Source organism: Embleya sp. NPDC127516 (genome assembly GCF_044765325.1).
Taxonomy (GTDB): domain Bacteria; phylum Actinomycetota; class Actinomycetes; order Streptomycetales; family Streptomycetaceae; genus Embleya.
Window position 1 is genome coordinate 153568 of record NZ_JBIWJT010000010.1, and the last position, 19085, is coordinate 172652.

General features: G+C 70.8%; 17 protein-coding genes. 8 read left to right on the forward strand and 9 right to left on the reverse strand.

Annotated elements, in window-relative coordinates:
• Positions 1-55: 55 nt before the first annotated feature.
• The 4 genes from ACIRL2_RS20895 to tgmC all read left to right on the forward strand — a co-directional run bounded on the left by ACIRL2_RS20895 (position 56) and on the right by tgmC (position 3944).
• Entirely contained in the window at positions 56-910 is an 855-nt protein-coding gene (locus ACIRL2_RS20895) for a helix-turn-helix domain-containing protein (RefSeq protein WP_395870363.1), read from the forward strand.
• 11 nt (positions 911-921) lie between these two features.
• Complete coding sequence (locus tag ACIRL2_RS20900; protein WP_395870664.1) at positions 922-1098, forward strand: DUF397 domain-containing protein; 177 nt, start codon at positions 922-924, stop codon at positions 1096-1098.
• 328 nt (positions 1099-1426) lie between these two features.
• Positions 1427-2617, forward strand: a complete 1191-nt coding sequence (locus ACIRL2_RS20905; RefSeq protein WP_402233921.1) for a methyltransferase domain-containing protein — start codon at positions 1427-1429, stop codon at positions 2615-2617.
• Positions 2618-2804: 187 nt separating this feature from the next.
• A complete protein-coding gene (gene tgmC / locus ACIRL2_RS20910) occupies positions 2805-3944 on the forward strand; it encodes an ATP-grasp peptide maturase system methyltransferase (RefSeq protein ID WP_395870369.1) in 1140 nt (379 codons plus the stop codon).
• A 99-nt stretch (positions 3945-4043) separates the two neighbouring features.
• Here the strand turns inward: tgmC and ACIRL2_RS20915 are convergent, their stop codons facing one another.
• The 7 genes from ACIRL2_RS20915 to ACIRL2_RS20945 form a co-directional block, all read right to left on the reverse strand.
• Positions 4044-4955 (reverse strand): hypothetical protein, encoded by a 912-nt coding sequence (locus ACIRL2_RS20915; RefSeq protein WP_402233923.1) that lies wholly within the window; start codon positions 4953-4955, stop codon positions 4044-4046.
• Positions 4956-4964: 9 nt separating this feature from the next.
• A complete protein-coding gene (locus tag ACIRL2_RS20920) occupies positions 4965-5468 on the reverse strand; it encodes a SigE family RNA polymerase sigma factor (protein WP_402233925.1) in 504 nt (167 codons plus the stop codon).
• Positions 5469-5592: 124 nt separating this feature from the next.
• Entirely contained in the window at positions 5593-6279 is a 687-nt protein-coding gene (locus tag ACIRL2_RS20925; RefSeq protein ID WP_395870373.1) for a DUF402 domain-containing protein, read from the reverse strand.
• A 129-nt stretch (positions 6280-6408) separates the two neighbouring features.
• The gene (locus ACIRL2_RS20930; RefSeq protein ID WP_402233927.1) at positions 6409-7824 is read right to left on the reverse strand and encodes a class II fumarate hydratase; all 1416 of its coding nucleotides are present in this window, start codon (positions 7822-7824) and stop codon (positions 6409-6411) included.
• Between the two features lie 85 nt (positions 7825-7909).
• The gene (locus ACIRL2_RS20935) at positions 7910-8557 is read right to left on the reverse strand and encodes a lactate utilization protein C (protein WP_402233929.1); all 648 of its coding nucleotides are present in this window, start codon (positions 8555-8557) and stop codon (positions 7910-7912) included.
• Positions 8554-10050 (reverse strand): lactate utilization protein B, encoded by a 1497-nt coding sequence (locus ACIRL2_RS20940; protein ID WP_402233931.1) that lies wholly within the window; start codon positions 10048-10050, stop codon positions 8554-8556. Before ACIRL2_RS20940 ends, ACIRL2_RS20935 begins: the two co-directional genes overlap by 4 nt.
• Positions 10047-10862, reverse strand: coding sequence for a (Fe-S)-binding protein (locus ACIRL2_RS20945; RefSeq protein WP_395870381.1), 816 nt, complete (start codon positions 10860-10862; stop codon positions 10047-10049). The genes ACIRL2_RS20940 and ACIRL2_RS20945 overlap by 4 nt, the downstream gene beginning before the upstream one ends.
• Before the next feature lie 175 nt (positions 10863-11037).
• Here ACIRL2_RS20945 and ACIRL2_RS20950 point away from each other — a divergent pair, with 175 nt between their 5' ends.
• The 3 genes from ACIRL2_RS20950 to ACIRL2_RS20960 are packed head-to-tail and all read left to right on the forward strand — an operon-like array spanning position 11038 to position 15850.
• Positions 11038-13815 (forward strand): alpha/beta fold hydrolase, encoded by a 2778-nt coding sequence (locus tag ACIRL2_RS20950; RefSeq protein ID WP_402233933.1) that lies wholly within the window; start codon positions 11038-11040, stop codon positions 13813-13815.
• Positions 13815-14711 (forward strand): ABC transporter permease, encoded by an 897-nt coding sequence (locus ACIRL2_RS20955; RefSeq protein ID WP_395870385.1) that lies wholly within the window; start codon positions 13815-13817, stop codon positions 14709-14711. Before ACIRL2_RS20950 ends, ACIRL2_RS20955 begins: the two co-directional genes overlap by 1 nt.
• Positions 14708-15850 (forward strand): damage-control phosphatase ARMT1 family protein, encoded by a 1143-nt coding sequence (locus ACIRL2_RS20960; protein WP_395870387.1) that lies wholly within the window; start codon positions 14708-14710, stop codon positions 15848-15850. The genes ACIRL2_RS20955 and ACIRL2_RS20960 overlap by 4 nt, the downstream gene beginning before the upstream one ends.
• Before the next feature lie 124 nt (positions 15851-15974).
• On the opposite strand, the gene ACIRL2_RS20965 is transcribed toward ACIRL2_RS20960, so the two are convergent.
• The gene (locus ACIRL2_RS20965) at positions 15975-16535 is read right to left on the reverse strand and encodes a TetR/AcrR family transcriptional regulator (RefSeq protein ID WP_395870389.1); all 561 of its coding nucleotides are present in this window, start codon (positions 16533-16535) and stop codon (positions 15975-15977) included.
• 184 nt (positions 16536-16719) lie between these two features.
• Here ACIRL2_RS20965 and ACIRL2_RS20970 point away from each other — a divergent pair, with 184 nt between their 5' ends.
• Positions 16720-18120 (forward strand): MDR family MFS transporter, encoded by a 1401-nt coding sequence (locus tag ACIRL2_RS20970; RefSeq protein ID WP_402234071.1) that lies wholly within the window; start codon positions 16720-16722, stop codon positions 18118-18120.
• A 4-nt stretch (positions 18121-18124) separates the two neighbouring features.
• On the opposite strand, the gene ACIRL2_RS20975 is transcribed toward ACIRL2_RS20970, so the two are convergent.
• Positions 18125-19063: a hydrogen peroxide-inducible genes activator gene (locus ACIRL2_RS20975; protein WP_395870393.1), complete on the reverse strand. Its 939-nt coding sequence runs from the start codon at positions 19061-19063 to the stop codon at positions 18125-18127.
• Between the last annotated feature and the right edge of the window lie 22 nt (positions 19064-19085).

Below are 19085 nucleotides of genomic sequence, written 5' to 3' on the forward strand. Positions count from 1 at the left end.
GTGATGGTCTCTCCAGTCACACTGCTGCCTGGAACTCGCATGCGAGGGGGATGAGATGGCTGACGCGCCGACCGTGCGGCGAAGGCAACTGGCAAGCAAGCTGTTGCGGCTGCGTTTGGCCGCAGGGCTCGATCAGGCTGATGTGGCGGCCCGGTTGGAGTGCGACGACTCGAAGGTGAGTCGCATCGAGACGGGGCGCTCGGGTGTGCGGCCCAGCGACTTGCGCATGATGCTCGACCTTTACGGTGTCGACGATCCCAACGAAGTCGAACAGATGGTGAAGGCCGCCCGTGAGTCGCGGCGTCGGGGTTGGTGGGTTCAATACTCGCTGGGGAAGACGTTCGCGTCCTTTGTGAGCCTGGAGGAAGAGGCCACCGCGATCCGAGTCTTCGAGACCCAGTTTGTGCCTGGACTGCTCCAAACCGAGGGATACACGCGAGCGATCTACAAGGTCTCCGAGCGGGTCACGGACCCGGCTCAGGTGGACGCCTTGGTGCGGGTGCGTCAGCAGCGGCAGGTAAATGTCTGGCGCGAGGGCCGAACCGTCGAACTGTGGTTCGTCATTGGGGAGGCCGCCCTCCGGCATGCCATCGGTGACGCGAGTGTGCGGATCGAGCAACTCCGCCACCTGATTGAGTTGTCCGACCTTCAGCACCTCGAGATCCAGGTGCTGCCGCTTGTTTCGAGTCTCTACGCTGCCATCGAGGGTCCGTTCAACCTGCTCAGCTTTCAGGCGGGCGAGCCGGACGTTGCCTATGAAGACACAAGTACGAGCGGGCTCTTCGTCGAAGACCCGGCAGATGTTGCGAACTTCGACCGGGCCTTCAGGCGGATCACGGCAGGTGCGTTGCCGCCGAGCGAGTCCCGTGAACTCATCGAAAAAATAGCGAAGGACCTGAAATGCGCGTAGGGGACTCCGGAATGCTCGGAAGCCAGTGGCGGAAGTCGAGCTACAGCGGTGGTGGGGAGTCCTCCTGCGTCGAGGTTGCATCCTTCGGGCGCTTCGCCGGCGTGCGTGACTCGAAGGTAGCCAACGGTCCGGCCCACCTGTTCACTTCCGCCGCTTGGGTCTCGCTCCTGAGGGTCATCCAGGAGTAGGCGGTCCCGAATGCCTATGGCCTCCGTGGTTACGGAGGGCTCTTGCCTGCTGACATGGCATCGGCGTCACTCGAAAGAGTGGTGCACTCGATTTCGGGTCACGAATTGTGTTTTACCTCTTGCGGCATGGGCTTCACCGAGCCGACACTCACAGAAAGTATCCGCTGCATCACGAGAGGTGTTCGCATGGGCAGCGACCCGCAGAAGGGCAACAAGGACAACGACAGCAACAGCGGGAACAAGCACGGAGGGAAGGGGCCGGGGGAGCACGGAAACCCCAGCGACGGCCAGAATCCGGCACCGGCGCAACCGAAGCCCTGAGGACGAGATGACGCAGGACGAGATCAGCCCCGAGGCCGGACCGGATGGACTGGCCTCCGAGCTCATCGCGAGCGGCGTACTGGCCGACGAATGGGCGTCGGCCCTCCGAGTCGCGCCTCGACACCTCTTCGTGCCGGACGTGATCTGGCCGGGGAGCGGAAACGGTGTGCGGCATGGGGGCCGTCTGGTTCGTCAGGACGATCCCGACGCGTGGTGGGCGAGCGTGCACAGCGACGTACCGATCACGACGCAATGGGACGACGGCACCTACGACGGACTCGGAACGGGCGTGCTCCCTTCGTCTTCGAGCAGCATGCCGACCATGGTGTTCACCATGCTCAACGCGCTGGGCGTCGAGGACGGCGATCGAGTCCTCGAAATCGGCACCGGGACGGGGTGGAATGCAGCGCTGCTCTCCGCCCGCGTCGGCGCCCGAAACGTCGTCACCATCGAAGTCGATCAGGACGTTGCGCACTCGGCCCGCAAGCGCCTCGCATCGGCAGGCTTCGAGCCGCGTTGTCTCGTGGGCGATGGTCGGGTGGGACGCGCAGACCTCGCCCCGTTCGATCGGGTGATCGCCACCGCGTCCGTGGGCCACATCCCGCCTGCCTGGACAGCACAGACACGACCCGGCGGAGTCGTCGTGACGCCATGGGGTCCGTTCTACGGTGGCGAAGGAATCGCCCGCCTCGTCGTCGGCCGAGACGGTTCCGCATCGGGCCACTTCGTTTCGTCCTCGGCCTTCATGCGGATGCGCCAGGAACGCAAGATCGAGCCCCCGCGCTCGCGCTACCTGACCGACCCATGGCCCGCAGCCGCCGAACGCGCGGTGACCACTCTCTCGCCCGACGATGTCGGCGATTGGATCGCGATGTTCGCGATCGGCGTGCAGGTCCCAGGCGTCTTCCTGGACATCACCGGCGGCGGAACCAGTGGTGACGAGCCCTACCGCCTCTGGCTGTTCGACACGGACGTCACCAGTTGGGCAACCGCCGACCACATTCCCGGCGCCGACAGCTTCGAAATCGCCCAATCCGGCCCACGCCGCCTGTGGACCGAACTCGAAACCGCCTGGCGCTGGTGGGACGACCAAGGTCGCCCCGACTTCCACCGCTTCGGCCTCACCGTCGACGCGACCGGCACCGAACAACTCTGGCTGGACGACCCGCGCAATCCCGTTCCCCTCCGACACCACTGAACCCCGGCGAACCCCGCCCTCGTCGAACCCCCCGTCCGCCCAGTGCGACCGAGAGGCAACGTGGATTCGGTAGCTGCGGAACTCGACATGCGCATGATCGAGCGTCTCGGCGCGGCAGGATTACCACCCGTCGAGCAGCTTCGGGTCGTGGTCACCCACGAGGGCCAATCGATCAGCCCTGGCCGAGATGATCGGTGATTGCGTTTCCTCGCGGCAAGCTCTTGCCGAGCAGGTCGCCGCGAAGGGCGGGTCCGTCGATCCGGCGTGGCGCGCGGCGGTTGAGGCGGTTCCGCGTGAAAGCTTCCTCGGTGGTGCCGTGTTTCGGCCCAGTGGGAGTCGGTGGGAGCCCGTTCGGCGGGCGAAGGTGGGCGAGGACGCGTGGATGCGGCTCGTCTACTCGGATGAGACGTGGGTGACCCAGGTGGATGGGGTTCATGTCGCCGACGTCGAAGGGCCGGTGGCGGGCAGCCCCACATCCTCGTCGACATTGCCGTCGTTGGTGGTGCGGATGTTGGAGGTGGCGGGCATTCGGGACGGTGACCGGGTGCTGGAGATCGGGACCGGGACGGGATATTCCACTGCGATTCTGTGCCATCGGCTCGGGGACGTGAACGTCACGTCGATCGAGTACGACCCCGGCGTCGCTCGGCAGGCTGCCGGAAATCTTCGCGCGGCCGGGTATGAACCGAACCTCGTAGTAGGTGACGGGCTTCTTGGCCATGAAGCGGGGGCCGAGTACGACGCGGTCATCGCCACGTGTTCGGTGCGGCATGTCCCGGTCCCGTGGTTGTGGCAGGTGACCGACTCCGGCAGCGTCACGACCACCCTCGGCGGATGGTTGCCCGCCTCCGGGCTGGTGCGGCTCACCCTCGGCGACGACGACATCGCTTCGGGCCGGTTCGTCGGCGACACGGTCTCCTATATGCTCGCGCGCCCACACGAGCGGCCGCCCCATCCCGTTTTCCATCGGTATGAGGGCATGACCCGCGATTGTCGCGTCGATCCCGACCTGATCGAGGGGTGGACCGGAGCGTTCGTTGCCCAACTGGCGGCGCCATCCGCAGAGTTGATGACTTCGGCGGACGGTTTGATCCTTTGGGACGTCGCTACCGGGTCGCAGGCTTGGACCGAGGAAACCGGCGGCGGCCACGTCGTCCATCAGCATGGCCCGCTTCGGTTGTGGGATCAGGTGGAGGATGGGCTCACCGCGTGGCAGGAGGCCGGTTCGCCCGACCAGTCCGAGTTCGGGCTCACCGTGGCTGCCGACCTCACCCAAACCGTTTGGATCATCGGGCCTGATGGTCCCTCCTGGCGGCTTCCCGTTTGAAAGGGTGCCTCGTGCGGCGCGGGGCCCGGGCGCCGACGGCTCATTCGCCGAAGGACGCAACTGTTCACCGGCGCCCGGGAAACCACGCTCCGATCAGTCTCACATCGGGTGGGTGCGCCAGAAGTCGACCGCCTCCAGGAAGGTGGGATCGGTGACCACCCGGAGCACCTGCTCGTTGCCCACCGGGGGCGCCGAGTCGGTGCGCTCGTCCCGGAACAGCGTGAACATCACCTGGGCACCGTGATATTCGAAGTGCGCGATCGGGGTGGACGGGGCCGCGACCGCTCCCTTGTCACCGGTTTCGCCGCCCTTCGTGGTCGCGATGTGACCCACCGAGATCACGCTTCCGTCCGGCAGCCGCCCGTCGACGCACGGAAGCGGCGGGTTCTGCGGCGCCCGCTCGGCGCACGGCTTGTTTCCGGCCAACCAGGCGCCGTCGCCCGGCCCGGCCTGCGCCGTGGCCCCGGCCGGGTCGATCTGCGAGTCCACCCGGACGGTGATGTTGTACGTCTTGTTGCCCGAGACCAGCCGGTAGGAGTTCATGCCGTCGTCCGGGATCACCATCCGGCCCGCGTCCGCGGGCAACAACCCGGTGAGCACGTCCGCGAGCTTCTGCTTGAAGGCGTAGCGCAGTTCGGCCTCGGCCCGGGTGGGTTCCTTGACCTTGCCCTTCTCCGTCGGCGGGACGTGCACCGTCGGATACGCCGTCGTCGGCGCGGCCAGCGGCTGGTCCGTGGGCCAGTTCGCCGGGATCAACGGCAACTCGCCGGACCGCGAGCCGCCCGCCCGGGTCGTGTCGGTGCCGGCCCACGGCGCGAGCAGCAGGGTCGGCACGGCGATCGCGGCGACCGAACCCAGGCCCACCGCGCCCATCACCGCGCGCGAGCGCAGCCGGAGCCGGCGGCCCCGGCGCACCGCGCCCGGGACCAGGTCGGGCAGCGGAGGCAACTCCGCCGTGGCTCGATCCAGCACCAGCCGAAACTCCCGATCCGTACCGTCTTCACGCGGCATGGCGATTCCTCAGCTTTCCGTCGCGTACAGGTGGAGGTCTCCGAGTTCGGCCCGGAGCTTGGCCATCGAACGGGCGCACTGGCTCTTGACGTTGCCGGTGCTACAGCGCAACAGTGCGGCGACGTTCTCCACGCTCAGGTCCTCCCAGTAGCGCAGGATGACCATCACGCGTGGCTTGGGCGGCAGCGTCGCCAGTGCCGCGAGCAGGGTCAGCCGCAGATCCGGGTGCCCTTCGACCGTGTGCGTCTCGGAGGCCAGTTCGTGCGCCGCCCTTTCCCGCCGCCGGCCGCGCTGCTCGCTCAGGAAGGTGCGGCTGAGCACGGTCTTGGCGTACGCGTCCAGGTTCTCCGCGCGGCTCGCCCGCCTCCAGTGCCGAAACAGCTTGGCCAACGTGGTCTGGGCCAGGTCCTGGGCCCGGTCGGCGTCGCCGCACAACAGGTACGCGGTGCGATAGAGCTGATGTTGGCGCGCTCGCGCGTACTCCTCGAAATCTCGCTGTCCCGCCGTCGGCATCTGTGCCCCCTTGGTGTCATCCCGTTCAGAGCAGCCGACGGGCGAAAGGGTTGCAGCCGGATCCGCGCGAATCCGAAAAAGAAAGCGGGCCCGACCGGAGTCGGGCCCGAGCGTGGTGGTTCGGCTAGGCGATGCGGACGTTGTCCGCCCAGTCGTCCGGGAGTTGCGGCAGCGGCCAGGCCGGGTTCGGACGCCAGTTCTCCCATCCCTGGTCGAACGGCGCGCCCCAGGCCCGGATCGCCTCGACCGCGGCCCGGCCCTCCGCCTCGATCGCCGCGACCTGCTCGTCGGTGAGCCGACCCGCCTCCCGGGAGGCGGCCAGTTCGTCCTGGTCCTTGTACTCCCAGCGCCGGTCCGGGGTGACCCACACGTCCAGCACGTGGTCCTCGGTGTCCACGCCGCCGGCCCACCGGGTACGCGGGCGTTCGAGGTTGACGTACCAGCCGGAGAAGCGCCAGTCGGCCTGCCAGAACAGCCAGACCGACCACGGTTCGCCGGGCCGGGCCAGCATCAGCACCCCCGTCCCGGTCCACTCGACGATCGAGGGGATCCGGCCGAGTCGGAATCTGCGTTCGATCGGGGCCGTGCGGATATCGGATCCGTCCGGCAACATCGGCTTGACCCGTGAGGTGCCGCCGGCCAGCCAGACGGCGAGCTGGTCCGGGTCGTCGCGGACGACGGTCACCGGACGACAGTCCAGGACCTGATCGCCGCGCAGATAGCGCCACAACACCTGGTCACCGGGAGACCAGGTGCCGGCCGCGTGACGGGGATCCTCGAAGTGCTCGTGTATGCGCAGGATGTTGGACATGACCTTGATTTACCCAGCGCCCGTGACACCTGACCGTGAGTCATGTTACGGGTGGGTCATCATGCGAAGAACATCACGGGTGTGGGCGCACACACCCGTCGCCGTGTGTGCGTCGCGTGACGCGTGGGGTCACGGTCGGGTCATCCCGAGCACGTCCAGCGCCGCGTCGAGTTCGGCCTCGGTCAGCCGCCCCTCGCGCACGTGCCCGCGCTCGATCACCACCTGCCGGATCGTCTTGCGCTCGGCCAGCGACTGCTTGGCGATCCGCGCCGCCTCCTCGTAGCCCAGGACGCGGTTCAGCGGGGTGACCACCGACGGCGACGACTCGGCGTACTCGCGCATGCGCTCCACGTCGGCCTCGATGCCCGCCACCGTGCGATCGGCCAGCACCCGGGTCACGTTGCCCAGCAGCCGGATCGACTCGAGCAGGTTGCGGGCGATCACCGGCAACATCACGTTGAGCTCGAAGTTGCCCGCCGCGCCGCCGAAGGCCACCGCCGCGTCGTTGCCGATCACCTGCGCGACCACCTGGCCGACCGCCTCCGGGATCACCGGATTGACCTTGCCCGGCATGATCGAGCTGCCCGGCTGCAGATCCGGCAGGCGGATCTCGGCGAGCCCGGTGCGCGGCCCCGAGCCCATCCAGCGCAGGTCGTTGACGATCTTGTTCAGGCCGACCGCGATGGTGCGCAACTGGCCGGACAGCTCCACCAGCGCGTCCCGCGCGCCCTGCGCCTCGAAGTGGTCGCGCGCCTCGGTGAACGCCAGTCCGGTGGAGGCCGCGATCTCCGCGATCACCCGCGCCGAGAACCCCGGCGGGGTGTTGATGCCGGTGCCCACCGCGGTCCCGCCCAACGGCAGTTCGACCACCCGCGGCAGGCTCGACTGCAACCGCTCGACGCCGTAGCGCACCTGCGCCGCGTACCCGCCGAACTCCTGCCCCAGGGTCACCGGTGTCGCGTCCATCAGGTGTGTACGGCCGGACTTGACCACGTCGGCGAACTCGGTCGCCTTCGACTCCAGCGTGGACGCCAGGTGGTCGAGCGAGGGAATCAGCGCGTGGGTGACCGCTATCGCCGCCGCGATGTGGATCGAGGAGGGGAACACGTCGTTGGACGACTGGGACGCGTTGACGTGGTCGTTGGGGTGGACGTCCCGACCCAGGCGCTCGGTGGCCAGGGTGGCGAGCACCTCGTTCATGTTCATGTTCGAGGAGGTGCCCGAGCCGGTCTGGAACACGTCCACCGGGAACTGCTCGGCCCACCGGCCGTTCACGACCTCGGCCGCGGCCTGCTCGATGGCCTCCGCGACGTCCTTGTCCAGCACGCCGAGTTCGGCGTTGACCCGCGCCGCCGCGCCCTTGATCCGGGCCAGCGCCTCCACGTGCGCGGGCTCCAGTCGTTGCCCGGAGATCGGGAAGTTCTCGACGGCGCGCTGGGTCTGCGCGCGCCACTTGGCGGCGGCGGGCACCCGTACCTCGCCCATCGAGTCGTGCTCGATCCGGTATTCGCCGGTCGGACCTGCGGTCGGTGCTGCCTCGGACATCGCTGCGGCCTCCTAGAAAGCGTTTCCAGGGCCACAACGGCTCGTCGGCCCGACCTTGTTCCTGACGAGGTGACCCGACGGGTGGCTACCCGATCACCACGACGTGCAACGTGCGCGGCCCGTGCACACCCTCCACCCGGCGGAGTTCGATGTCGCTGGTTGCCGAAGGGCCGGAGATCCAGGTCTGCGGCCGGCGCGGATCCAGCCGGGCGATCGCCTCGGGCACGGTGCCCACGATCTGGTCGGCGCGCACCACGCACAGGTGGTAGTCGGGCAGCAGGGTGAGTACCCGGCGACCCTGGTCCGGGCCGGCGTCCAGGACGATGGTGCCGGTCTCGGCGATGGCGAGCGCGCATCCGGTGGCCACCGCGTCGATCTCGCCGAGCGTGTCCCGGCTCAGCTCGGGCGAGTCCACCACCAGATCGACGCCGAGCCGGGCCAGCCAGGACAGCCGCCTCCCACGGGGCACCACCAGCCGGGTCACGCCCGCGCGGCGCAGCAGCTCGCTCGTGCCCAGCAGCAGGTCGTGGGCGTCGTGCGCGCGCAGCACGGCGGCCTCGTAGTCGGCGACCCGCTCGGCGAACCGGCCGACCACGTCCAGGCCCACCGGACGCTCGCGCCGGTACGCCCGACGCACCGGCGGCGGCTTGGGTCGGTCGTCCAGGGCGGTGCGCAACCGGTCCAGGATCACCGTACGGGCCTCGCGGTCCGCCTCGTATCGCTCCACCGTCATTCCTCCAGACCACCGTCGGTGCGCTTGTGCCAGGTCCGGAACGACTCGGGCGGCGGCGCCGGCGCGTCCCGGTCGGCGAACCACGCACCGAGCGGGCCGGTGAACCGTTTCGGCAACGGCACCCGACCGATCACCCCATGCCTGGTGAACCGCGCGCCGACCCCGGCCACGTGTTGCGCGAAGCCGATCCGCCACGGCTTCTCGAAGGCCCACCGCACGGCCTTCATGCCGGCGTCCTCGGCCCGGTCGTGCGGACCGCGCCCGCCGTCCACAACCTGTGCACGAAGGTGCACGAGCACCTCGGGGATGTCGATCCGCACCGGACAGGCGTCGAAGCACGCGCCGCACAGCGAGGACGCGAACGGCAACGACGCGGTCTGTGCGTCCACCCGGTGCCTGGCGATCCCGCGCAGCTGCGGGGTCAGGATCGCGCCGATCGGCCCCGGATACACCGACCCGTACGCGTGTCCCCCGGTGCGCTCGTACACCGGGCACACGTTCAGGCAGGCCGAGCACCGGATGCAGCGCAGCGCCTGCCGGCCCACCGGATCGGCCAGCACGTCCGAGCGGCCGTTGTCGAGCAGGATCAGGTGGAACTCCTGCGGCCCGTCGCCGGGCGTCACCCCGGTCCACATCGAGGTGTACGGGTTCATCCGCTCACCGGTCGAACTGCGCGGGAGCAGTTGCAGGAACACCTCCAGGTCGCCCCACGTGGGCAGCAGCTTCTCCACACCCAGCACGGTGATCAGCGTTTGCGGCAGGGTCAGGCACATCCGCCCGTTGCCCTCCGACTCGACCACGCACACGGTGCCGGTCTCGGCGATCGCGAAATTGCCGCCGGAGACCGCGACCTCGGCCCGCAGGAACTTCTCCCGCAGATGCCGGCGCGCGGCGGTGGCCAGCGCACCCGGCTCGTCGCTCAGCCGCTCCGGCGCGGGCCGGCCCACCTTGCCCATCTCGCGGACGAAGATCTCCCGGATCTCGGCCCGGTTGCGGTGGATCGCGGGCACCAGGATGTGCGACGGCAGGTCCTCGCCGAGCTGCACGATGAGCTGGGCCAGGTCGGTCTCCCACGCGTGGATACCGGCCTCGGCCAACGCGTTGTTGAGCTCGATCTCCTCGGTGGCCATCGACTTGACCTTGACCACCTCGTCCACGCCCTGGGCCCGGACGATCTCCACCACGATCGCGTTGGCCTCGGCCGCGTCCCGGGCCCAGTGCACGACGCCGCCCGCCGCGCGGACCGACACCTCCAGACGTTCGAGGTGGGCGGGCAGCCGGGCCAGTACGTCGTCCTTGATCGCCTCGCCGGCGCGCCGGAGCAGTTCCCAGTCCGGCAGTTCGGCGACCACCTCGTCGCGCCGGGCCCGGATGCTGTGCGTGGCCTCGCGCAGGTTGGCCCGCTGCACGTCGTTCGCCAACTCGGCGCGCGCGGCTTCGGGGAAGGGCGGCATCCCGACGAACGTGGGTTCCCTGCGTACGGGCGCGGTCATCGCGTCACCTCCGGTCCGTGGGCCCGCGCCGCGTCGAACCCGGAATCGGCGCCCAGGGCCGGCCCGTACGGCGGCACGTCCGGCAGCGCCGCGGTGTGCGCCAGGATGTCCGCGAGGTGCAGGACCCGAATGCCCGCGTGTTGCCGCGAGGCGAGTCCGCCGATGTGGGTCAGGCACGAGTTGTCGCCCGCGCACAACACCTGGGCGCCCGATTCCAGCACCGCGGCCACCTTGTCGTCGCCCATCGCCGCCGAGGTCTCCGCGTTCTTGACCGCGAACGTGCCGCCGAACCCGCAACACTCGTCCGCGCGCGGCAGGTCCACCAGGGTCAGGCCGCGCACCGCGCGCAGCAGCCGGGTCGGTCGGTCGCCCACCCGCAGCAGGCGCAGCGAGTGGCAGGTGGGGTGGTACGCGACGCTGTGCGGGAAGTAGGCGCCCACATCGGTCACCCCGAGCACGTCGACCAGGAACTCGCTGAACTCGTACACCTTGGCCGCCACCCGCGTGACGCCGGCCGGCAGCGTGCCGCCCGCCTCGCGGGCCACGCTCGCGTGGTACTCGCGCACCATCGCGGTGCACGACCCGGAGGGCACGATCACCGCGTCGTAGCCCTCGAAGGCGTCCACGAAGGAACGCACCAGCGGCACCGCGTCCTTGCGATACCCCGCGTTGAAGTGCATCTGCCCGCAGCACACCTGGCCGTACGGGAACTCCACCTCGTGTCCGAGGCGCCGCAGCACCCGGACCACGGACTTGCCGGTCTCCGGGAAGAGCGTGTCGTTGAAGCACGTGATGAAAAGGGCAAGGCGCACAATTGACCTCCTCGGTCGACTGTACGGACGTCCTTCGGCGGGCGCCCGGCCACAGCCGCCGCACGCGTCCGGTCGTGTGAACCCGGAGGCGGGGTGTGTCACGCCGGGTCGGGGCCGGTCGACGAGCGGGGGCCTTGTGCCCGACCTGCGAGGTCGCACCACGTAGGGTCGGCGCATGAGCCTCCGGACGGCACTCGGCCGCCCCTTCGCCGTCGCCCGTTCGCGGTTGACCACGCGTCGATCCCGTGTCCTGGCCGGTGTCCTCGCCCTGGTGGTGGTGATCATCGCGGTCGTGGGCGTCGGCGCCGTCGCCGGCGACGACCCCGCGACACCGGTGCGCAGCAGTGAGCAGCGCCTGGACGTCGCCGCCGGGCCGGGCGATTCGGCCAGGATCGGCATCGACACGACACTGTTCCTGCCGCCGGGAGTGCGCGAGCGCGCGCCCGCCGTGCTGCTCGCGCACGGATTCGGCGGCAGCAAGGCCGAGTTGCGCCGGGAAGCGGAGGCGTTGGCCCGTTCGGGGTATGTGGTGCTGACCTACTCGGCACGCGGCTTCGGCGCCTCGGGCGGGCAGATCATGCTGGACCAGCCGGACTACGAGGTGGCCGACGCACGGGCGCTGATCGACTGGCTGGCCGCCCGGCCCGAGGTGCGCCTGGACGGACCGGGCGACCCGCGTGTGGGCGTCGCGGGGGCCTCCTACGGCGGTGCCCTCGCGCTGCTGGCCGCGGCCCACGACCCGCGGGTGGACGCGATCGCGCCGCAGATCACCTGGCACGACCTCGCCGACGCGCTGTTGCCGAATGCGGCGGGCGGCGGGCCTGCCGGCGGGGTGTTCAAGAAGATGTGGGCCGGGCTGTTCTTCTCGTCCGGGACCAGCCCGCTGGGCGGCCTGACCCCGATAGACGCGAACACCGGCTGCGGTCGGTTCGCCGAGCGGGTGTGCGCGATCTACCGCGAGGTCGCCGTCGGCGGGAAGTCCACGCCGCAGGCCGTCGACCTGCTGCGTCGGGCCAGTCCGGCGTCCGCGGCGGACCGGATCGCGGTGCCCACGCTGCTGATCCAGGGTCAGAACGACTCGCTGTTCCCGCTCGACCAGGCCGACCGCAACGCCGCCGCGATCGCGCGCAACGGCGCGCCGGTGGAGATGGTGTGGACGGCCGGCGGGCACGACGGCGGGCGGCCGCAGAGCGCGATGGTGCGCGATCGGATCACCGGTTGGTTCGACCGGTGGCTGAAGCCGGCGCAGGCCGCGCCGAAGGCCGGTACGCCGACCTCCGCCGGGGCGTTTCGGGTGACCCGCTCGGGCGGCGTGGACAGCGCCACCCGTGAGCAGCGGCTGCGGATCGCCGACACCGACCGCTATCCGGGCCTGGACGGCACCCGGCAGCGTGCGGTCGCGCTGGCCGGGCCGGAGCAGACCGTGGCCAATCCGCCGGGGGGTGCGCCGACCTCGGTGTCCGGGCTGCCCGGGCTCGGGGCGCTGGCCGGCGCCGGCAGCCTGGGCGCACTCGCGTCGAGCGCGGGCGACCTGGGCGGGATCGCGTTCGACCTCCCCGGGCAGAGCGCGTTCTTCCAGAGCGATCGCTTCGACCAGAGCACCTGGATCACCGGCTCGCCGACGGCACGCGTGCGGGTCTCGGGCGCCGACGACATCGTGTTGTTCGCCAAGCTCTACGACGTCGCGCCGAGCGGCGGCACCGTGCTGCCGCACCAGCTCGCGGCGCCGATCCGGGTGACCGGCGCCGCGGCCGGGCGGGACGTGGAGATCCGGCTGCCCGCGATCGACCACCAGGTCGACTCGGGGCACCGGTTGCGCCTGGTGCTCACCGCGACCGACCTGGGCTTCGCGTCGCCGGACGCGCCCGCGAGCTACCGGGTCGCGCTAGCCGGTGCGCTGACCGTGCCGTCGGTGCCGCAACTGCACGTGGCCTCGACCGGCTACCCGTGGTGGACGTGGGGCCTGCCGCTGATCGCGGTACTCGTCGCGGGTGTCCTGTTGCTCACCGGGCGGCGGCGGGCCGTCGCGAAGGCCCCGGACCCGGCGCTGGCCGAGGTGCCGCTACGGATCCACGGGCTGACCAAGCGGTACAAGGGCGGCAAGCTCGCCGTCGACGACCTGTCCTTCCGGGTGGAGGCGGGCCAGGTGCTCGGCCTGCTCGGCCCCAACGGCGCGGGCAAGACCACGACGCTGCGGATGCTGATGGGGCTGATCCTCCCGGACGACGGCGAGATAAGGATCTTCGGCCGGGTGGTCGGCCCCGGGGCGCCGGTGTTGTCCCGGCTCGGCTCGTTCGTCGAGGGCCCCGGCTTCCTGCCGCACCTGTCCGGGCGGGAGAACCTGTCGCTGTACTGGCGCGCCACCGGCCGCCCGCACGCCGACGCGCACTTCGACGAGGCGCTGGAGATCGCCGGGCTGGGCGAGGCGCTGGATCGCAACGTGCGCACCTACTCGCAGGGCATGCGGCAACGGCTGGCCATCGCGCAGGCGATGCTCGGCCTGCCGGACCTGCTCGTGCTGGACGAACCCACCAACGGGCTCGACCCGCCGCAGATCCGGGCGATGCGCGACGTGCTGATCGGCTACGCGGCCACCGGCCGCACCGTGGTGGTCTCCAGTCACCTGCTGGCCGAGGTCGAACAGACCTGTACGCACGTCGTGGTGATGCACCGGGGCCGGCTGATCGCCGCCGGTCCGGTCGAGGAGATCGTCGGCAACGGCAACACGCTGGTGATCGGGACCCCCGTCCCGGACCTGGCGATCGCGACGCTGAAGGATCTGCCGGGCGTCGGCTCGGTGGAGCCCGAGGAGGGCGGCGTGCTCGTGCATCTCGCGGGCGCGCAGACCTCCGTCCTGGTGGCCGAACTGGTCGGCGCGGGCGTCGCGGTGGACCGGGTGACCGCACGCCGCCGCCTGGAAGACGCGTTCCTGACGCTCATTGGGGAGTCCTGATGACCCGTACGCTCCCCGACCTGCCGACCGACGAGGGCGCGCACCCGATCCCGGGCGCGGCGCACGCGCACGGTTACCGGCCTCGGCACACGCTGCCCGTGTGGGTGGAGACCGTGCGTCAATTCCGGCGCCGGCGCACATTGTTCATGATCGGGCTGCTGCTCGCGCTGCCGTGGATCCTGGTCGCCGCGTTCAAGATCGGCGGCGATCCGTCGGCGGACGCGGTGCCCACGCTGGTGGACGTGGCGACCAAGAGCGCGCTCAACTTCACCGCGTTCACGCTGTTCGTCTCGACCGGCTTCCTGCTGGTCGTGGCGGTGGCCCTGTTCTGCGGCGACACCGTTGCCAGCGAGGCGAGTTGGTCCTCGCTGCGGTATCTGCTGGCGGCACCCGTTCCGCGCGCGCGGCTGCTGCGGGTCAAGCTGGTGGTCGCGCTGGGCTACAGCGTGCTGGCCCTGGTGCTGCTGCCGCTGATGGCGATGATCGCGGGCACGATCGCGTTCGGCTGGGGCCCGTTGGACCTGCCGGTGGGGGCCTCGCTGCCCACCGGCGAGGCGCTCGGGCGGATGTCGGTCGTGGTCGTGTACGGCGTGGTGGCGCAACTGGTGGTGATGGGCATCGCGTTCTGGCTGTCCACGGTCACCGACGCGCCGCTGGGCGCGGTGGGCGGCGCGGTCGGCCTGGTGGTGGTCTCCAACATCGTGGACGCGGTCACGGCGCTCGGCTCGTGGCGGGACTATCTGCCCACGCACTGGCAGTTCGCGTGGGTCGACGTGCTCCAGACCGACCCGCAATGGGACGGCATGATCAAGGGCAGCGCGGTCTCGGTCGCGTACGCGGTGGTCTTCCTGGCGCTGGCCTTCCGGCACTTCGGGCGCAAGGACATCGTGTCGTGACGTCTCCTTCGGCAGCGGTGATCACGGGCGGCGAGCCGGGGTCGTTCGCGCGGTCGGTGCTCGCGGAGCGGCATCCGGCGCTGATCGCACGGGTGCGGGAGGCGTTCCCGTGGCCGCCCGAGCGCGGGCGGGCGCTGGACGCGCTGCTCGACGAGATCACCGACGGGGTGATCACGCCGCTCGGGCCCGAAGCGCACGACGGTGGCGTGTGGGATGCCGCCCACCTGGGCCGTTCGTGGTTCGACGTGCCGTTTCTGTGGGCGGAGAGCTACTTCTATCGCCGCTTGCTCGCGGCGACGGGCTACTTCCGGGACGGTCCGTGGCACGGGGTCGACCCCTTCGCGCCGTTCAAGCGCGACGAGTTGCGCGGTGCGGTGGTGGACGAGGAGTTGGCCGCGCTCGACGGTCTCGGCGCGGAGTCGGGCGACGCGCTCCTGCACGGCGCGTTGTGGGGGAACCGGGCCGACCTGGGCTTTCGCATCTCCTCCTCGGCCGACGACCCCGCCCCGTCGCACCTGGTCGCCGACGACAGCGGCCGGTTGTGGTCTTTGCTCCCGGTCGGTGGCGGCGCCGAGGTGCACCTGATCGCGGACAACGCCGGCCGCGAGTTGATTCCGGACCTGGTGCTGCTCGACCACCTGTTGCACACGGGGCGGGCCGCCGAGGCCGTGCTCCACCTCAAGCCGTATCCGTACTTCGTCTCCGACGCGACCACGGCCGACTTCCTGGCCGCGCTGGACCGCCTCCGGTGCGCACCCGGCCGCGCCCGCGACATCGGCGCCCGCCTTTGGTCGGCGCTGGGCACCGGTCGGCTCGCGGTGGGCGCCCACGCGTTCTTCTGCGCGCCCCTCCCGTATGACGCGATGCCCGACGACCTGCGCCGGGACCTTTCGAAGGCCACCGTCACCATCCTCAAGGGCGACCTCAACTACCGCCGCCTGGTGGGCGACCGGCTCTGGCCGGCCACCACGCCGTTCGCCGAGCGGGTCGCCCACTTCCCCGGCCCCACGGCCGCCCTGCGCACCCTCAAGTCGGACGTGGTGGTCGGCCTCGACACCGCCACGTCGACCGCCTTGGACGCGAGCGGGCAGGCGTGGCGCACCAGCGGCACACATGCGCTGATCCAGGTGAGCGGCTGACACCGGCTGTTCTCGTGGCCGGCCCGGACATGAATCGTCCCCACCCCGTAACCCCGGCGGGCGAAGCCGTTCCCGCCGAGCCGGCCCACGCCCCGGCGCGCGGCCCGCGCCGTCGCGATGTCGGTCAGCGCACCAGGGGCAGGAAGATCGTGTCGACGATCTCTTCGAGGACGTGGTCGGGCACGGGGACGAAGGTGGTCAGGATCTCGTGGCGCAGCAGGTCGAAGGGGAGGGACTTGACGCGCTCGGTGAGGCGTTGCGGTTCGATCTCGCCGCGCTCGACGGCGCGGTCGAAGAGCACGTCGACGGCGTCCTGACGCCCCGTCCCGAGGAGGTCGCCCGGGCTGGTGCCGGTCTCCCGGTAGTAGCCGGCCAGGTGCACGCTCATGACGGTGGCGAATTCGACGCGGGTGGCGTTGATCTCCCGCATGAGGGTCAGCACGTCCTCCCGCAGGCTTCCCGTGTCGGGGACGTCGAGGCGGCTCTCCTCCAAGGCGTGCACGATGGCCGCCCGGACCAGTTGCTCACGGTCGGACCAGCGGCGATAGAGCACGGGAGGGCTGGTGCCCGCACGTCGGACGACGGCGTCCATGGTGAAGCCGGCATAGCCGTTGTCGGCGAGTTCCGCCCAGGCCGCATCGAGAAGAGCCTTCTCCAATGCCGCCCCGCGGCGTCGCTCGGCCATCGACATCTCCCTTAGATAGACTTGCCTATCTTATCTCGGCGCCCTATCGTCGGAGCCGTAAGATAGGACTCTATATCTTAGGCGGTTGTCCGTGCACACCCCCCAAAGAGCCGACGCCGACGCCGGAGCCGCACCCGTGACTGCGGCGACGGACCCCGACCGGGTAGACCCCGCCGTGTGGCGCATGGCGTTCACCCTCATCGTGGGCGCCCTCGCCGTGGTCTTCGACACCACCGTCGTCAGCGTCGCCCTCAACGACCTGGCCGGCGAACTCGACGCCCCGCTGTCCACGATCCAGTGGGTGAGCACCGGCTACCTGCTGGCCATGTTCGCCACCATGCCGATCGCCGGATGGGCCCAGTCCCGCCTGGGCGGCAAACGTCTGTGGATCGCGGCGCTGGGCATATTCCTGCTCGGCTCGATCCTGTGTGCGCTCGCCTGGAACGCGGCCGCCCTGATCGCCTTCCGCGTCGTCCAGGGCGTCGGCGGCGGCATCATGATGCCGCTCATGATCACGCTGATCATGCAGGCCGCCAAGGGCCGCAACATCGGCAGGGTGATGGCCGCCGTCACCCTGCCCGCCTCGCTCGGCCCGATCCTCGGCCCGGTCCTGGGCGGCCTCATCCTGCATCTGGCCGACTGGCACTGGCTGTTCCTGGTCAACGTCCCGTTCTGTGCCGTCGGCGCCTGGCTCGCCCGGCGCAACCTGCCCGAGGACCGACCCGCCCCCGACAGCCCCCGGGCCCGGCTCGACGTGATCGGCCTGTTCCTGCTCTCGCCCGGCGTCGCCGCGGTCATCTACGGCCTCTCCCGGGTCGAGGGCAGCGCGGGCTTCGCCGCCGCCGAGATCCTCGTCCCGCTGATCGGCGGCCTCGCCCTGATCGGCGGCTTCACCGCCTGGGCGCTGACCCGCACCACCACCGGCGCCCTGGTCGACCTGCGGCTCTTCCGCCATCGCGCGCTCGGCTCCGCCGCCGGCCTCGGCTTCCTGGCCGGCATCACCCTGTACGGGGCGATGCTGCTGCTGCCGCTGTACTTCCAGCAGGTCCGCGGTCAGGACGCCCTCGGCGCCGGACTGCTGCTCATCCCGCAGGGCGTCGGCGTGCTCTGCTCACGCACCCTGGCCGGCAAGTACACCGACCGCCTCGGCTCCCGCCGGGTCGCCCTCGTCGGATTCGCCGTCGCCGCCGCGGCCACCGTGCCGTTCGCCTCCGCGACCGCCGACACCGGCGAAGTCCTGCTCATGGCCGCCCTGTTCGTCCGCGGCGTCGGTCTGGGCGCCGCCACGATCGCACTCACCGGCGCCGCCTACATCGGCCTGGCGCACCGGGAGATCCCGGACGCCGGCATCATCACCCGCGTCTCCCAGCAGATCGGCGGCTCGGTGGGCACCGCCGCCGTCGTCCTCCAGCACACCACCGCCGACGCGCACACCCCGGGCGCAGTGGCCGACGGCTTCGGCGTCGCCTTCGGGTGGTCCGTGGCCTTCACCGCCATCGCCGTCCCCCTGTGCCTCCTCCTGCCCGGCCGCCCCACCCCACCACCGGACGGCCGGCAGTCGAAGGCGCGAGCACATGCGCGCTGATCGTCTATCCCGCCACCACGCGCACCGGCAACCCGCCGACCGCGCGCCGCAGGGCGATCGCCAGATCGGCGAACTCCTCGCCTCGTCCCGTGCTGGAGCGCATCACCAGGCCGATGGTGCGGTACGGGGCGGGCGCGGCGAACCGGGAGACGGCCAGCTGCGAGCCCGGCCGGGTCTCCACGTCGATCGCGGTCTGCGGCAGCAGGGTGACGCCCAGGCCGCCCGCGACCAACTGCACCAGGGTCGGCAGGCTCGCCGCGCGGGTCGCGCCCGCCTCGCCCGCTCCCACCTCGCGGCACACGTCCAGCGCCTGGTCGCGCAGGCAGTGGCCCTCGTCCAACAGCAGCACGTCCAGCCCGCGCAGCGCGGCCCGCGGCACGTCCGCGCGGTTCGCCAACTCGTGCCCCTCGGGCACGATCAGGGTGAAGTCCTCCTCGTAGAGCGGGATCTCCTCGACACCCGAGATGCCGGAGGGCAGCGCGAGCAGCAGCAGGTCGAGCCGGCCGCTGGTGAGGCCGTCCAGGAGCGAACCGGTCTGCTCCTCGTGCACGTACAACCGCAGGTCCGGATACTCCTCGCGAACCAGCCGCAGCAGCGCCGGCAGCACGTACGGCGCGACCGTGGGGATCACGCCCAGGTGCAGCGGCCCGGTGAACGGGCGTCGGGCGGACTCCGCCTCGTCGACCAGGTCGGCGAGCGCGTCCAGCACCCGCCGGGTGTGCCGCGCGACCCGCTCGCCGGCCGGCGTGAGCAGGACGCGGCGCGTGGTGCGCTCCACCAGTTGGGTGCCCAGCGCCTCCTCCAGGGCGGCGATCGCGCCCGAGAGTGCGGGCTGGCTGGTGCCCACCGCGGCGGCGGCGTCGCGGAAGTGCAGGTAGTCGGCGACCGCGGAGAAGGCCCTGAGCTGCGACAACGTCGGCGTACGAGTGCTGATGGGAACCACCTGTGAAGTGCGTGCGAACGAC

What these genes read in the sequence shown, in the direction of transcription:
- ACIRL2_RS20895 (WP_395870363.1), top strand. Translation starts at nt 56, where the DNA reads ATGGCTGACGCGCCGACCGTGCGGCGAAGGCAACTGGCAAGCAAGCTG.
- ACIRL2_RS20900 (WP_395870664.1), top strand. Translation starts at nt 922, where the DNA reads ATGCTCGGAAGCCAGTGGCGGAAGTCGAGCTACAGCGGTGGTGGGGAG.
- ACIRL2_RS20905 (WP_402233921.1), top strand. Translation starts at nt 1,427, where the DNA reads ATGACGCAGGACGAGATCAGCCCCGAGGCCGGACCGGATGGACTGGCC.
- tgmC (WP_395870369.1), top strand. Translation starts at nt 2,805, where the DNA reads ATGATCGGTGATTGCGTTTCCTCGCGGCAAGCTCTTGCCGAGCAGGTC.
- ACIRL2_RS20915 (WP_402233923.1), bottom strand. Translation starts at nt 4,955, where the DNA reads ATGCCGCGTGAAGACGGTACGGATCGGGAGTTTCGGCTGGTGCTGGAT.
- ACIRL2_RS20920 (WP_402233925.1), bottom strand. Translation starts at nt 5,468, where the DNA reads ATGCCGACGGCGGGACAGCGAGATTTCGAGGAGTACGCGCGAGCGCGC.
- ACIRL2_RS20925 (WP_395870373.1), bottom strand. Translation starts at nt 6,279, where the DNA reads ATGTCCAACATCCTGCGCATACACGAGCACTTCGAGGATCCCCGTCAC.
- ACIRL2_RS20930 (WP_402233927.1), bottom strand. Translation starts at nt 7,824, where the DNA reads ATGTCCGAGGCAGCACCGACCGCAGGTCCGACCGGCGAATACCGGATC.
- ACIRL2_RS20935 (WP_402233929.1), bottom strand. Translation starts at nt 8,557, where the DNA reads ATGACGGTGGAGCGATACGAGGCGGACCGCGAGGCCCGTACGGTGATC.
- ACIRL2_RS20940 (WP_402233931.1), bottom strand. Translation starts at nt 10,050, where the DNA reads ATGACCGCGCCCGTACGCAGGGAACCCACGTTCGTCGGGATGCCGCCC.
- ACIRL2_RS20950 (WP_402233933.1), top strand. Translation starts at nt 11,038, where the DNA reads ATGAGCCTCCGGACGGCACTCGGCCGCCCCTTCGCCGTCGCCCGTTCG.
- ACIRL2_RS20955 (WP_395870385.1), top strand. Translation starts at nt 13,815, where the DNA reads ATGACCCGTACGCTCCCCGACCTGCCGACCGACGAGGGCGCGCACCCG.
- ACIRL2_RS20965 (WP_395870389.1), bottom strand. Translation starts at nt 16,535, where the DNA reads ATGGCCGAGCGACGCCGCGGGGCGGCATTGGAGAAGGCTCTTCTCGAT.
- ACIRL2_RS20970 (WP_402234071.1), top strand. Translation starts at nt 16,720, where the DNA reads ATGGCGTTCACCCTCATCGTGGGCGCCCTCGCCGTGGTCTTCGACACC.